This is a genomic window from Mesorhizobium sp. PL10 (assembly GCF_053714315.1).
In genome coordinates, this window is record NZ_JBSKBR010000010.1 from 213,098 (window position 1) to 227,675 (window position 14,578).

Genomic DNA, 14,578 nt, shown 5'->3' on the forward strand with positions numbered 1-14,578 from the left:
GGCAATGGAAACCAGAGCCAACTACGTAATTGTCGGCATTTTCACGCTGGCCGCGATCCTGGCGGCCTTCGCGTTCGTCTACTGGACAGCGCAGATTGGCGATCGCGGCGAGACGGCGGAGTTGCGCGTGCGCATTCAGGGCTCGGCCTCAGGCCTTGGCCCCGGCAGTCTGGTGCTGTTCAACGGCGTCAAGGTCGGCGTGGTCAAGCGCGTCTATTTCGACCGCAATGACCCTAATGCCGCCATTGCCACGACCGAGATTGACAAGACAACCCCGCTCACCAAATCGACGCAGGCCGATATCGGCATCGCCAGCCTTGCCGGCCAGGTCAACATCGAATTGAAGGGCGCCAATCCCAAGGAGCCGAACCTGCTTGAGGAGGCGGAAAAAGAAGGCAGGGTCGCTGAAATTCTCGCCAACCCGTCGGCTGTCAACAATCTCCTGCAGACGGCGCAAAACATCTTCACCCGTGCCGACAAGGTGCTGTCGGACCTCGAAGGCTTCACCAAGGATGTGCGTGGGCCGCTGACGCAGACCGTCAAGAACGCCCAGACGTTCTCGGATGCGCTTGCCAAGAATGCCGACGGCATCGACAAGTTCCTGACTGCCGTCAGCGCGCTGTCGGATGAGTTGAAGGGTGTTTCCGGCAAGCTCGACGGCACGCTGAAGGCCGCCGAGGGCCTGCTGAACGCCGTCGACAAGGACAAGATCAAGAGCATTGTCGCCAACGTCGATGCGGTGACGGGCAACCTCAAGGAAACGTCGAAGCAGCTCGACGGCGTGATCAGGAACGTCGATACGGCGGTCGGCTCGGTCAATGATTTCGCCACGCGCACGCAAGGCACGCTGGCCAAGGTCGACAATGTGCTCGACGGCATCGATCCGGCGCAGGTGCGGGTGGCGCTTGCCAACATCCAGAAGGCCAGCGAAAACGCCAACCAGGCGGCCGCCGACATCGCCAAGGTGACCGACAAGTTCGCCGACCGGGCCGACGATATCGACGAGACGATCAAGGATGCCAGACAGCTGGCGCAGCGCCTCAATGATGCCTCGGTGCGCGTCGACGGCATCCTGGAAAGGGTCGACACGCTGCTGGGTTCGGGCCAGGCGGACGGCGTGATGGCTGATGCCCGGGACACGCTGAAATCGTTCAAGCAGGTCGCCGACACGCTGAACGCACGGCTTGGCACCATTACCGACAATCTGGCGCGCTTCTCCGGCCAGGGCCTGTCGAATGTCGAAGCGCTGGTCCAGGACAGCCGGCGTTCGATCAGCCGCATCGAAGAGGCGGTGACCGATCTCAGCCGCAATCCGCAACGCATCCTTTCGGGCGGCGCCGGCGAGGTTCGGCAGTTCGACGGCAGGGCGCGGCGTTGACTTCGGCCGCCGCCCGCCGCAAGAAGTTGAACCGCGACTGCGGGTTGGTCTTACGATCCGGGGACAATGGGGATCGCGCGTGACGTTCAGCTTGGGTGGGCATAAGTCTGCTGTCGTGTTGCTTGGCTTGACGCTGGCCGGTTGCGCGGCATTGGGAGGCAAGCCGGCGCCGCTCGATACGTTCGAGCTTTCCGCTCCCTCGATCGACATGCGGGGCCACAGCCGCCGCCAGATCCTGATCGCCCAGCCTTCGGCGCTCAAGGCGCTGGACAGCCAGAACATCGTCATCAGGCCGTCCGACCACTCGATCCAGTACCTCAAGGGCGCGCAATGGGCGGATCGCCTGCCGCTCATCGTGCAGGCCAGGCTCGCCGAGACGTTCCAGCATTCCGGCAGCTTTACCGGTGTCGGTAAGCCGGGCGAGGGCTTGGCGATCGACTATCAAATCATCGTCGAGGTGCGGTCCTTCGACGTTCGCGTCAATGGCGGCGAGCATGCCGAGGTCGACCTGTTCGTGCGCATCCTCAACGACCGTAATGGCGAGGTGCGCGCCTCGAAGGACTTCACCGCGAGCGCGCCGGTCTCCGGCAGCGGCAACGCTGCCTATGTCGGTGCACTCGACGACGCCTTCGGCCAAGCTGCAAAGGATATCGTCCGCTGGACGGATCAGGTGATCTGAGCGAGGCGATTGCTTCGTATCGCGACAAGATAGTGCGGTTTGGTTGCGATCCTTCGCGCCCCTCCAAGCTCTCGGAAATGAAAAAGGCGGGAAAAATCCCGCCTTTTGCTTGTCGCTACCTTCGCCCCGATCAGTGCAATCGGCCGCTCGCGTGGGCCAGCATGGTGTAGACCTTGCCGGTGTCCGACGTCAGGTAGGTCTGCGCCATGATGTTGTCGCGGTCGTTGCGCGAGACGTCCTTGAGCAGCTTTTCGAAGTCGTCGCAATAGCGATCGACGGCGGCGCGGAACTCCGCCTCTCCCTGATACTTGCGCCGTATTTCGTCGAAGGTCTGCTGGCCCTTCAGCGTGTAGAGGCGCCGCGTGAACACGTCACGCTCGCCGCGCCGGTAGCGGTTCCACAGCTCGATCGAAGCGTCATGGTCGATCGCCCGGGCGATGTCGACGGAGAGCGAGTTGAGCGACTCCATGACATGCAGCGGCGAACGCTGGGCGGGTGTTGCGCGCGGCGCCTCCGCGGGCGCTGCCGGCCTGGCGACTTCCTCCTCGCGCGATGCCCCGGTCAGCAGGTCGCGCACCCAGCCGCCTTGCTGCGTGCGGGCATTGGCGTCGCGCTGGCGCGGTGCTTCGGCGGGACGTTCGATATCGAGCGTGCCGCGCAGGCCGCCAAGCGGCGCCTGCGGTGCCGGACGCTCGTCCTGCGGCGCCGGCGGCGGGCGGCGTACCGGCTCGGCCGGGCGCTGGACCGGCGCCTGAGGGGCCGGGCGCAAATTACGGGGCTCGGAATTGTCGCCACCACCGCGGCCCGATTTCGCAACGATATCCGAAAGTTCCTTGAGCGCGTTGATCTGCTCGGAAACGGCACGGCGGATCGCCGACGTCGATTCCTTGGCCTCTTCCGGCATCTCGATGACGCCTTTCTTGAGCTCGGCGCGTGTGAGGTCAAGCTCGCTCTTGATCGAGCTTGCGGTGCGCCGCATCTCCTCGGTCGCATCGGCAAACCGGTTGGTTGCCGAATCGACCACTTCCGCGATGGCAATGCGGATCTTGTCGGCCGATGCCAGCGTCCTGCCTTCGGCATTCTGCATCGTTTGACCGACAAGGCTCTCGAACGAACGCATCACCTTCTCGAGGTCTTCCGACTTCTTGACCAGGCCGACGGCGAGATCTTCCAGCGACGACTGCCTCTCCAGCGTGTGTTCCAGATTGCTCTGCGCCGAGCTCAGCAGGTCGGAAGCTGATGACAACAGACGGCTGTGCTCGTCGAACTTGGTGGCGATCGAGGCGACTTCGCGCAGCGTCGCAGACGACAGTTCGGTAAGCCGCGTCGTATTCGAATCGACCAGGCGGGCCGAGCTGGCGAAGGTTTGCGCCGCCTTTTCGGTGGTCGCCGCGAAGCTTTGCGTGCTGCCGCTGAGACGTTCGTCGACCTGGCCGAGATTGACTGCCGCCTGCTCGATCAGCTCACCGAGCTGCGAGCTGGAGACGCTCATGCGGCCAATAAGATCGGCGACACTGTCGGCGAGCGACGAGCGCGCGCCTTCGACGGCCGACAGCGTTTCGGCCGTGCGGCTGGCGAGCGCGTTGACGAGGGCGGCGTTTTCGCTCCGCAGCTTCTCGGTGGCGCGTTCGGTGACTTCTTCCATGCTCTTTTGCAGTTCCGAGCCGCCCTGGGAGAAGCGCTCGACCAGCGGCCGTGCGGTTTCGTCGAGGATCTTCGACATTTCGGCCGAACGTGCCGCCAGCATCGTGTTGAGCTCGCGAGTGTTTGTGCCGATGGTCTTGGCAGCGTCGTTGGTGCTCTGGCCGATATGCTGGCCAACCGCGGTGAAGGTCTCGGCAATCGTGTTGGCGCGCGAGATCAGTTGCGCCTCGGCGCTCGACACCTGCTCGTTGAGCTTCTGGCCCATCGTCTCGGTGGTGTAGGCGAGGCGGTTTTCGACACTCGCGACCTGTTCCTCGACGCGGGTGGTTGCGGCAGCAACGCTCGCCGCCAGCCGCTCGTCGGCGCCGGCAAGTGCCTGCTCCATCTCGCGGGCGTGGACGGCAAGTTCCTGGCCGGTCTGGCGTGCGCGTTCGGCAACCCGCTGCTCGGTGCTGGCGAAGGCGCCGACGATGTTGTCGGCATGCTCGCCGATCGTCGAGGTGGAGTCGGCGATGCGCGACACCAGGCGGTTATCGGCCTCGTCGAAGATGCGGCTGATCTCGGTGGCGCGGGCCGACAGCGCGTCGGAACCCTCGGCAATGCGCGAGATGAGCTGCTGGTCGGCGGCGTCGAAGATACGGCCGAGGTCGGAAGCGCGGGCGGCCAGCGCTTCGGCGGATTCGCCGATGCGCATGCTCAGCCGCTGGTCGGCACCCTCGAAGTTGCGCAGGATGTCGCCGGCGCGGTCGGCCAGCGACTGCGCCGTTTCAACCGCACGGGCGACCAGCTTCTGGTCGGCGGCGTCGAACGTTCCGACGATTTCGCCGGCGCGGGCAGCCAGCCGTCCGGCCGTTTCCTCGGCGCGGGCGAGCAGCGAGTTCGACGTCTCGTCATGCCGGGCAAGCAGCGCGCTCGAGGTATCCTCGGCGCGGGCAAGCAGGGCGCTCGACGTGTCCTCGGCACGTGCATGCAGGCGGCGATCCGCGTCCTCGAAGGTGCGGGCGATATCCTCGGCGCGGGCGAGCAGGGCGGCCGAAGTCTGCTCGGCACGCTCGGCGATTTTACGGTCGGCATCGCTGAAGGCGGCACCTGCCTGTTCGTGCAGGGCACTGGTGACTTCCATCACCTTCTCACGCAGGGCGCCGGCAACGAAGACGGCGCTCTTTTCGAGCACGTTGCGGACATTGTCGACACCCACCGACAGCGCGCGCTCCATGGTTCCGGCGCGCTCCTCGATGATGCCGGTCTGCTTGCTGAAGGCTTGTTCGATCTTCTCGACGTCGGCTGCGATAGCCGCCGAGATATCGGTGCTCCTGGCGGCAATCTGGTCGATATGGCCTGACAGCGAGCGGTCGACATCCTGGCGTGTGTCGGCGAGCTTTGCCAGATCGTCTTCCAGCGCCTGGGTCAGCATATTGCGGCCTTCGGCCAGCTTGCCGACATGCCCCGCAATGATGTCGTCGACCTCACTGCGGCTTGCCGACAGCTTCTGCAGGTCGGCTTCCAGGGCGCGCTTGAGGATGTCGCGGCCTTCGGCCAGCTTCTCGACCTGGCCGGCGACCAGCCCGTCGATGCTCGACCGGCTCTCGGCCAGCGTGGCAAGGTCGTCCTCAAGAGCCTTCGACAGCGTCGCGCGATCCTGGACGAGCTTGTCGCTGTGGCCCTGGAGCAGGCTGTTGACATTTTCCAGATCGGCTTCCAGCACCCGTGCGAACTCTCCACGGTTTTCGGTCAGCTTTTGCGACTGGTCGGCAATGGCGCTCCTGATCGTGTTGAGATCGGCTTCGAGCGCCCGCTTGAGGATGTCGCGGCCCTCGGCGAGCTTCTCGACCTGTCCGGCGACCAGCCCATCGATGCTGGAGCGGCTCTCCGCCAGCTTGGCGATGTCGTCTTCCAGTGCCTTCGAGAGTGCCGAACGGTCCTGGACGAGCCTGTTTTGATGATCGGCCATGATGCCGCTCACATTGTGCAGATCATCCTGAAGCGCCTGGGATAGCGTCGAACGATCCTGGACAAGCCGGCTCGTGTGGTCGGCGATCAGGCTGTTCACATTCTGCAGATCGGCTTCCAGAGCCTTCGAAAGCTGGCTGCGCTCTTCCGCCACCCTGTCGGAATGACCCGCGATGGCACCCTTGATGGTATTGATGTCGGCTTCGAGCGCGCGCTTGAGGATGTCGCGGCCTTCGGCCAGCTTCTCGACCTGGCCAGCGACCAGCCCGTCGATGCTTGACCGGCTTTCCGCCAGCTTGGCAAGGTCGGCCTCGAGCGTCTGTGACAACAGGCCACGATCGTCGGCGAGCCGGTTCGAATGGTCGGAGAGCAGACCCCTGATGCCCGACAGGTCGTTCTCCAGCGCCTTGCTGAGTTCGGTCCGGTCCTCGGCCAGTTTCGCCGAGTGGTTCTCGATCACACCCTTGATGCCGATAATATCGTTTTCGAGCGCCTTGGTCAGGACCGCGCGGCCTTCGGCGATCTTTTCGACCTGGCCGGCGACCAGCCCGTCAATCGAGGCGCGGCTGTCGGCGAGCTTGCCGAGATCGGCTTCCAGGGCACGTGAAAGAATGTTGCGGCCTTCGGCCAGTTTCCCGACATGTCCGGCGACCATTTCATCAATGATCGTACGGGCTTGCACGAGTTTCCCGGAGTCTTCATGCAAGGCCTGGTTAAGCCGGTTGCGGCCCTCTTCAAGCCGTTCGAGATGGCTGCCCAGCGACGCATCGATGGCGGCGCGCGATTCGTTGACCTTGCGCAGATCCTCTTCCAACGCGCGCGAAATCAGGTTGCGGCCTTCGGCGAGCTTCTGCACCTGGTTGGTTACGGCTGCGTCGATGCCGGCGCGGCCCTCAGCGAATTTCGCCAGGTCGGCCTGCATGGCCTCCGCCATGCGTTCGCGGCTTTCGGACAGCTTGCGGCTGTGGTTTTCGACAGCTTCCTCGATGCCGACGCGGGCGTCGGCCATGCGCTGGATGTCGGTGTCGAAGGAGCGCGACACGACATGGCGGGCCGCTTCCATACGGCCGGCGAAATCGCTGGCGCGGGCTTCGAGCATGGACGAGGTCGACGAGACGATGTCGGCCATGTCGGCGCCGATCTGGGTCTTGCCCTGATCGATCATCGCCGACAAATGGTCCTTGCTCTCGGCAAAGGTGTGGGCGATTTCACGGGCGCGCTCTACCAGCGTCTCGTTGATCTGGCGGGCACGAGCCTCAAGGGCGGCGTTGAGTTTTTGGGTGCCGGTGTCGAGCGCTTCGGCGCGGGTCTCGAATTCACTGATCAGCGCCTGGCCACGTTCGGCCAAGGTGCGCTCGATGCCGCTGAGGCTGGATTCGAATTCCGAGCTCAGGGTCCGGGCGGCGCCGCCGAGCAGCGACACCATTCCGGTGGTGCGGTCGTCGAGCAGGTCGGTCAGTGACCGGGTCAGACCATCGGTGGTGTCCGTCAGCTTGGCGATGCGGGTGTCGAGCAGCGATGCGAAGGCTTCGCCCGATGTCGACAGCCGGTCGGTGATCGTATCGAGCCGGCCTTCCACCTGATCGAAGATCGACATCGAGCTTTCGTTGATGCGGTCGATCAGCGTGTCGCCTGAATTGGTGATCGTCATCGAAAGCTTGGTCGAGGCGTTGAGGATCGAGTCGCGAATGATGTCCGAGGCAGCGCCGATTTCGTCCTTCAGCGTCTCATGCGCGCCTGTGATCGAGGCGCGCACGCGCTCGGCATGGGTGACGACGGCTTCGCGCTCGCTGCCCAGACCGTCGACCAGCGAGCGGATGCGGGATTCGTTCTCGGAATAGGAGCGTTCGATCTGGTTGACTTCGCTGTGGACCAGCGTTTCGAGCTCGACGGCGCGCGCCAAAGTGCGCTCGATGCCTTCGCCCATCGCCGCCACCTCGCGGCGAACGGCCTGGCCGATCATCATGACGCGGTCCTGGGCGAGGTTTTCCGGCTCCGCCAGGCGGAAAGCAACTTCCGTCATCGACTGGGCGGCTATGCGCATTTCCTGCGCGCGGCGGATCATCGCCGCGAAGGCCCAAAACAGGACAACCGGAATGATTGCCGCGATTGCGAGGCCGATCAGTTCGGGGCGGGCCAGGAGCTGATCGAATGTACGGATTTTCCAGATGCTGGGGCCAAACAGGAGGTTGGCAAGGCCGCCGGCGCCGGCAATCCAGGCCAGCGACACGAACGCCACGACCCAATAGATCGTGCTCGACGCGCGCCGGTTGAGGCTGTGCAGCAGCGTCTTGTAGTCTTTCTGGTGGTCATCGTTTGCCGGCTTGAAACCGGCCGGCTGGGCGGCGTTGCGCGATTCAACCGGGCGCAACTCAGCGGGCTTGGCCTTGGCAGCCGGCATCGCGCTTTGATTTTGTTGGACGGGTGCGCTTTGAACGGGGGCGGGATTTTGGGTGCGGCCTTCCCGCGCCAGTTCATCGGCGGCCTGCGAAATCTGGGCTTCCAGATCTTCCATCGACGCCGCAATATCGAGATCGCCGCTGCCGTCTCCGCTAAGGTCGAGGTCTAGTGCCTTTTCGAGTTCCCTGGCTACGTCGCTGTCGAGATTTCTGGTCGTCGTTGGTTTCTTCGCCATGCCTTCGCTACCCTGTACTAGCTGCCGAGGGACTTTATGATTTTGGCCTGATTCTGGCTTGTCTGGTCCCACGCAGGAGGCTGAAAATGGACCCTCGTATCGTAATGACACACAGGGGTAAAGAAAACATGCATTCCGCGAGATACGTAAAACTTTAAATATAAGGTTAACGAGAACGTGATTTCGCCGCCTCCACGGCAACAATTTTCCAGCCCATTCATTAACGCGTTGGCGACGGAAATCGCCTAGGTTTTTTGGTGATTGGCACAGGGAGTTTCAAATTGGTACGCGGTGAAAGCGGCATTGCCTTTTCAATGCCGGGCGGCGATGTGTCGGGACCGGCCCGTTCGCGGCCGGTGGATATGGCCCATCTGGCCCGCCAGACAATGGGCGATCGCGCCCTCGAACAAGAGGTATTGGCACTCTTCGTACAGCAGGCGCTTTCTGTCCGCGACAGAATAGTCGACGCCGATGTCAGGGAGAGGCTGCTTCTGGCACATGGGCTGAAAGGTTCGGCGCGCGGGGTCGGCGCCTTTGCCATCGCCGACTGCGCCTCATCGATCGAACAGCAGCCGGAAGACATGCGCACCCTCAAGCGCCTCGGCGCCCTGATCGAGGAAGTGCGCGATTTCATCGCCGCCATCAACCGCTAATGGTTGCCGCTCGGCAGCGACCACCGGGATGAATCAGCGGCGCCAGGGCGCGTTTTAGCCAGCTTTCTGAAAAAACGTCACAGAGCGGCGCTTTCGCGCCGCAGTTGACTTGTCCGGCGGAGTGATTATCTCGGCTGAGACTCCCTTCAGGTGACAAATGACCAAGCTGACCTTCATCGCCCATGACGGCACTCCTTTCGACGTCGAGGCTGAAAACGGCTCGACCGTCATGGAGAATGCGATCCGCAATGCGGTGCCGGGCATCGAGGCGGAATGCGGCGGCGCCTGCGCCTGCGCGACCTGCCATGTCTATGTCGACGAAGCCTGGACGGCCGAAGTCGGCGAGCCGGAGGCGATGGAAGAGGACATGCTGGACTTCGCCTATGACGTCCAGCCAAATTCGCGCCTGTCCTGCCAGATCAAGGTCCGCGACGCGCTTGACGGCCTCGTCGTGCGCGTGCCCGCCCGCCAGGGCTGAGCCAACTTCTTTCGGATTTTTATCGCCGGCGCTTGGCAGCAAGCCAATGCTCATGCAGTCTCGCGCCAGTTTGGCAATGAGGCTCACCAGGCATGACCGATGTAATCAAGACCGACGCACTCATTGTCGGGGCAGGGCCGGTTGGCCTGTTCGCCGTGTTCGAACTTGGCCTCTTCGACATGAAGTGCCATTTGATCGACATCCTCGACCGGCCGGGCGGCCAGTGCGCCGAGCTTTATCCGGAAAAGCCGATCTACGATATTCCGGGCTGGCCCTCGATCTCGGCGCAAGGCCTGGTCGACAAGCTGCTCGAGCAAATCCACCCGTTCAAGCCCGACTTCACTTTCAACCGCATGGTCTCCAGCCTGGAGAAGCTGGACGACGGCAGTTTTCGGGTCACCACCGACGAGAACGAGGTGTTCGAGGCCAAGGTGGTGGTGATCGCCGCCGGCGGCGGCTCGTTCCAGCCCAAGCGGCCGCCCATTCCCGGCATCGAGGCCTATGAGGGCAAGAGCGTCTTCTATTCGGTGCGGCGCATGGAGGATTTCCGTGGCCACGACCTCGTCATCGTCGGTGGCGGCGATTCCGCGCTCGACTGGACGCTGAACCTGCAGCCGGTGGCAAAGAGCGTGACGCTGGTCCACCGCCGGCCGGAATTCAGGGCGGCGCCCGACAGCGTCAACAAGATGTACGCCATGCAGGAGATGAAACAGCTGGAATTCCGCGTCGGCCAGGTGAGCGGCCTGACCGGTGCCGACGGCCAACTGGCGTCAGCGACCATCAAGGGTGGGCCTGACGGCGACATCGAGGTGCCGTGCACGCGGATGCTGCCGTTCTTCGGACTGACCATGAAACTTGGCCCGATCGCCGAATGGGGGCTCAACCTTCACGAGAACCTGATTCCGGTAGACACCGAAAAGTTCCAGACCTCGGTATCAGGCATCTTCGCCGTCGGCGACATCAACTGGTACCCCGGCAAGCTGAAGCTGATCCTGTCGGGCTTTCACGAGGTGGCGCTGATGGCGCAGGCAGCCAAGCGCGTCATCAGCCCCGGCGAGCGCATCGTCTTCCAGTATACGACGTCGTCGACCAGCCTGCAGAAGAAGCTCGGCGTCGTGGAATAGCTGCCGACCTTTTTCGTATATATTAGCGAAACTACTTTTTAGCCGGGTGGACTTTATAGTCGTCTACTGTTTTCTTGAGCCATGGACCGCTACCTTTTGATAGGAAATAGCCGGTACGTCCATCAAAATTCAAGTTGACTATGAATACATCATTTGCAAACACATACACTATAACATCCCCAGAGTTAAAGGATTTCACAAAATACTCAGATGTATTCAATAAATCTCTCGACTCGTTAACAGAAGTGTTCGTGCTGGCTCCATTAACAAAACTCTCAATCGGCACTACACTGTGATGTTCTGCTTTGAGGATACCGTCCATGTCGCGCAGAAATTTTACCCAGTACTCTTCGTCACTATTTGCGTAAGCGTTTCTTGGCAAGGAAACTGCGCCAAATATCATGACTAGAAGTCCTAGACATGACAAACTAGGCCACGCAGCGATCCTCGGTCGCCAAAGTAAATGCGTAAGAGAACGCTCGTGGCTCGCATTGGCTGCAGCTCTACAAATCAACCACCTACCCACCTTAGAGTAATCTCGCTCCCAAGGCCCGAGCAGCCGATCCGTATCTTCGATTGTCGAGCCGGCTGTCACATAGATCAGGACATGTCTGCTTCGTGTCTATTGGATCACAGCATAATGCCGCCAACAAGGCGCACAAACACTCTCGCCGACAGGAAACGGCCGCAGCGTTGTGGCATTGGTTCGGCGGCGAATTCCTGACCTGTCTTTCAAGCTCTTCAAACTCGCCCTCTGAGAACGGAATCTTACTCCACCAGAGGCGCCGGCTCGGCTTCGTCGCGGCCGCGCAGCGACTTTTCCGGCATCAGCGCCAGCGTGATCAGCGCCAGGACGAGCGTGATGGCCGCAGCAAGGAAGATCATCATGAACGGCGTCGCCGAGACGATCTGTCCGGCGGCCGGCACGCCTTCGCCGGCAAGCGGCAGGCCGTAGCCGAGCGCGACCGCGCCGAGCATGGCGACGCCGAGCGCGCTGCCCAGCGAACGCAGGAACGTCAGCACGCCGGTGGCGACGCCGAGATGCGCGCGGTCGACCGCGTTCTGAACCGAGACGGTGGCTACGGGGTAGGTGGTGCCCGTTCCCAGGCCAACGCAGATCGTCAGCACCTCGACCACCAGCAGCGAGGCGCGGCCGGCGACCAGGCTGAGCGTACCAAGGGAGGCGATGGCGAAGATGACGCCGATCATGGCGATGCGCTTGTAGTGGAAGAAGCGCGGGATCGTGCGGCCGCTGAACGTCGCGCCCGCGACCGTGCCGAGCAGCAGGCCGAGCATGGCAAGGCCTGACTGGCTGACCGATAGGCCGATGATCGACTGCAGATAGACCGGAAGGTACACGGACAGGCCGATATTGGCGGCCTGCAGCAGGAACATCGACGCCGTTCCGGCAAGCACGATTGGATTGCTGAGCACTTCCAATGAAATCAGCGGCTCGGCCGCACGCATCAGGCGGAGCGCGAATGCGCCCCAGAAGACCGTCGAACAGGCGAACAGGCCGAGGATCTCGCGAGAGGCCCATGGATAGGCGCTGCCGCCCCAGTTGAGCGCCAGGAGCAGCAATGCCGTCGCCACCACCAGAAGCAGCGCGCCCAGGGCGTCGATGCGATGCCGCTTTGCGGCGACCGGCAGTTTGCGCAGCGGCTTGTTGATGATCGCCATTGCCACCAGGCCAAGCGGAATGTTGATCCAGAAGATCAGCGACCAGTGCAGATGTTCTGCAAATCCGCCGCCGAGCAACGGTCCGGCGATGCTGGCGACAGCCCATGTGCCCGAAATCCAGGCGGCATAGCGCGCCCGTTCGCGTGGCGGCACTAGGTCGCCGATGACGATCTGCGCCAGGGCGAACAGGCCCCCGCCGCCCGCACCCTGGATCGCCCGGCCGATGACCAGCACGAACATGTTGGGCGCCAAGGCGCTGACCAGCGATCCCACGAGGAAGATCAGGATCGCCGCATAGACGGTCGGCCGGCGGCCATGGACGTCGGAGATCTTGCCATAGAGCGGCGCCATGGCGGTCGCCGTCAGGAGATACCCGGTCACGATCCACGGCAGATAGTCGGCATGGCCGAGCGAACGGCCGATGGTCGGCATGGCCGGCGCGACGATTGTCTGGTCGAGCGCCGCCAGGAGCATCGACAAAAGGATGCCGGCGATGATGACGTTCTTCTCGCTTTCCGTCAGCGGCGCGGCGGGCGCCACCATAGCCGGCTTGTCGACAGCCTGGTCCATATCAGTTCATCCATATGCTTGCGCGCGACTGCGGCGCCCAATGGCCGCTTCGCTCAATCAGCCGCCTTGATTGGTCTTGATGTCGTGTTCGAAGCTCGCCTTGCGAGCCTGACATATGTCATTCCCTATAGGCCGATTTCGACCGCCGCCCGAAAATTTTTCGTGACTGGCCCCATGCTTCGCCAATTTTGGCTTGTGATCAGCCGGGTGGAATCTGGCCGCTTTCGACGCGCTGCATGCGGTAGCGCAGCAGCCGCAGGATGCGGCTTTCGAAGTTGACGCCTTCGACGCGGTCGAAGCGCAGCTGGTCCTGGTCATGCCTCGCGAGTTCGGCCGCGGTAATCTGCGCCGCCTGCGCCTTTGCCTCGGCGCAGGTCTTTTGCGCAAAGCTCGCGTTCAGCGCGTCCTCAAGCTGACGGCCGTGGTTCTTGGCAATCTCGACATGGCGCTCCTCGTGGCGCTTGATGTCTGCCGACAGCGTATCCCAGAACAGCCTGACATCGGGGTCGGCCTTGCGCGGCCGGCGCCACTCCGGAAGGATAACCTTGACCTTGACGGTGACGGCAGCCTTGGCAATGCGGCAGGAATCGGCAGTCTGCGCGTAGCTGATGCGGGTGGTGAACGCCATCTGGGTCGCACCCGGATGCCGCATGCCGGTGCTTTTCACCTCGGGTCCATGCTTCGACAATTGCGTCTCGATGTCATCGAGCGTGCTGCCGCCGATGGCAAAATAGCTATAGGTTTTCACCAGATTGGTCGCGCCCGCAGGCAGGGCGGTCAAAGCCAGCATCAGGGCGCAGAGCAGGGGTCGCTTCATCATGTTGCCTCTTCACTCACCTTGCTTTACGGCCGTTGCCGGCGCAACCGAATTGATCCCCCACCGATCACGCATCGTTGATGGATTGCAAGCGCTCGATGGGTCACATGGTTGAAGGACAATGACGACAAGGCGATGGCAACTGGCGCATGGGCGCCATCTCGACCTTGGCGAGAAGGCCATAGTGGTCGGCATTCTCAACGTCACTCCGGACAGTTTTTCGGATGGCGGGCGGTTCATCGCGGCTGACCAGGCGGTGGCGCAGGCGCGCCGCATGGTGGAAGAGGGCGCTGCCGTCATCGACATCGGCGGAGAATCCACGCGCCCCGGCGCCTCTCCCGTAACCCCTGAGGACGAGCAGGCCCGCATCCTGCCGGTGATAGCAGCACTCGCCGGCTCCGGCGATGCCCTGATTTCGGTCGACACCTATCGCGAGCAAACCGCGCGCCTCGCCGTTGCCGCCGGCGCGCATATCGTCAACGATGTCTGGGGCCTGCAGCGTGAACCTGGCATTGCCCGCGTCGCCGCCGAGACCGGCGCCGGGCTGGTCATCATGCACACCGGGCGCGAGCGGCAAAAGCTGCCCGACGTCATCGACGATCAGTTTTTATTCCTGAAGAAATCGCTGGAAATCGCGAAGCGCAGCGGCGTCAAGGACGACCATATCGTGCTCGATGCCGGCTTCGGCTTCGCCAAGGAGACGGCGGAGGAGAACCTCGATCTGATGGCGCGGTTTTCCGAACTAAAGGCGCTCGGCTTTCCCCTGATGGCCGGCACCTCCAGAAAACGCTTCATCGGCACGATCACCGGCCGCGAGGCCGCCGCGCGCGGCGCCGGCACGGCCGCCACCAGCGTCATCCTCAGGCTGAAGGGTGCCGATCTCTTTCGCGTCCACGATGTCGCAATCAACGTGGACGCACTGGCCGTGGCCGATGCTATGCTGGCGCGTGAAAAGCCGGGATACTAAGCC

10 protein-coding genes are annotated in these 14,578 nt (G+C 62.9%); 6 read left to right on the forward strand and 4 right to left on the reverse strand.

Features of this window, described 5'->3' with window-relative positions:
- The first annotated feature begins 4 nt into the window (after positions 1-4).
- Together ACWGTO_RS18415 and ACWGTO_RS18420 are read left to right on the forward strand one after the other, a co-directional pair.
- Positions 5-1,378 (forward strand): MlaD family protein, encoded by a 1,374-nt coding sequence (locus tag ACWGTO_RS18415; protein WP_454576224.1) that lies wholly within the window; start codon positions 5-7, stop codon positions 1,376-1,378.
- Positions 1,379-1,457: 79 nt separating this feature from the next.
- Complete coding sequence (locus ACWGTO_RS18420; RefSeq protein ID WP_454576225.1) at positions 1,458-2,057, forward strand: ABC-type transport auxiliary lipoprotein family protein; 600 nt, start codon at positions 1,458-1,460, stop codon at positions 2,055-2,057.
- A gap of 130 nt (positions 2,058-2,187) precedes the next feature.
- Here ACWGTO_RS18420 and ACWGTO_RS18425 read toward each other — a convergent pair whose 3' ends face one another.
- Positions 2,188-8,286 (reverse strand): apolipoprotein A-IV repeat region-like domain-containing protein, encoded by a 6,099-nt coding sequence (locus ACWGTO_RS18425; RefSeq protein WP_454576226.1) that lies wholly within the window; start codon positions 8,284-8,286, stop codon positions 2,188-2,190.
- A gap of 314 nt (positions 8,287-8,600) precedes the next feature.
- On the opposite strand from ACWGTO_RS18425, the gene ACWGTO_RS18430 reads away from it, so the two are divergent.
- The 3 genes from ACWGTO_RS18430 (at position 8,601) to ACWGTO_RS18440 (ending at position 10,541) form a co-directional block, all read left to right on the forward strand.
- Positions 8,601-8,939, forward strand: a complete 339-nt coding sequence (locus ACWGTO_RS18430; RefSeq protein ID WP_454576277.1) for an Hpt domain-containing protein — start codon at positions 8,601-8,603, stop codon at positions 8,937-8,939.
- 157 nt (positions 8,940-9,096) lie between these two features.
- The gene (locus ACWGTO_RS18435; protein ID WP_023707481.1) at positions 9,097-9,417 is read left to right on the forward strand and encodes a 2Fe-2S iron-sulfur cluster-binding protein; all 321 of its coding nucleotides are present in this window, start codon (positions 9,097-9,099) and stop codon (positions 9,415-9,417) included.
- A gap of 92 nt (positions 9,418-9,509) precedes the next feature.
- Positions 9,510-10,541, forward strand: coding sequence for an NAD(P)/FAD-dependent oxidoreductase (locus tag ACWGTO_RS18440; protein ID WP_454576227.1), 1,032 nt, complete (start codon positions 9,510-9,512; stop codon positions 10,539-10,541).
- A gap of 31 nt (positions 10,542-10,572) precedes the next feature.
- Here the strand turns inward: ACWGTO_RS18440 and ACWGTO_RS18445 are convergent, their stop codons facing one another.
- The 3 genes from ACWGTO_RS18445 to ACWGTO_RS18455 form a co-directional block, all read right to left on the reverse strand.
- Positions 10,573-10,944, reverse strand: coding sequence for a hypothetical protein (locus ACWGTO_RS18445; RefSeq protein ID WP_454576228.1), 372 nt, complete (start codon positions 10,942-10,944; stop codon positions 10,573-10,575).
- A gap of 365 nt (positions 10,945-11,309) precedes the next feature.
- Positions 11,310-12,791 (reverse strand): MDR family MFS transporter, encoded by a 1,482-nt coding sequence (locus tag ACWGTO_RS18450; protein WP_454576229.1) that lies wholly within the window; start codon positions 12,789-12,791, stop codon positions 11,310-11,312.
- Between the two features lie 199 nt (positions 12,792-12,990).
- A complete protein-coding gene (locus ACWGTO_RS18455; RefSeq protein WP_454576230.1) occupies positions 12,991-13,611 on the reverse strand; it encodes a DUF922 domain-containing Zn-dependent protease in 621 nt (206 codons plus the stop codon).
- A gap of 118 nt (positions 13,612-13,729) precedes the next feature.
- On the opposite strand from ACWGTO_RS18455, the gene folP reads away from it, so the two are divergent.
- Positions 13,730-14,575: a dihydropteroate synthase gene (gene folP, locus ACWGTO_RS18460; protein WP_454576231.1), complete on the forward strand. Its 846-nt coding sequence runs from the start codon at positions 13,730-13,732 to the stop codon at positions 14,573-14,575.
- Positions 14,576-14,578: the final 3 nt, after the last annotated feature.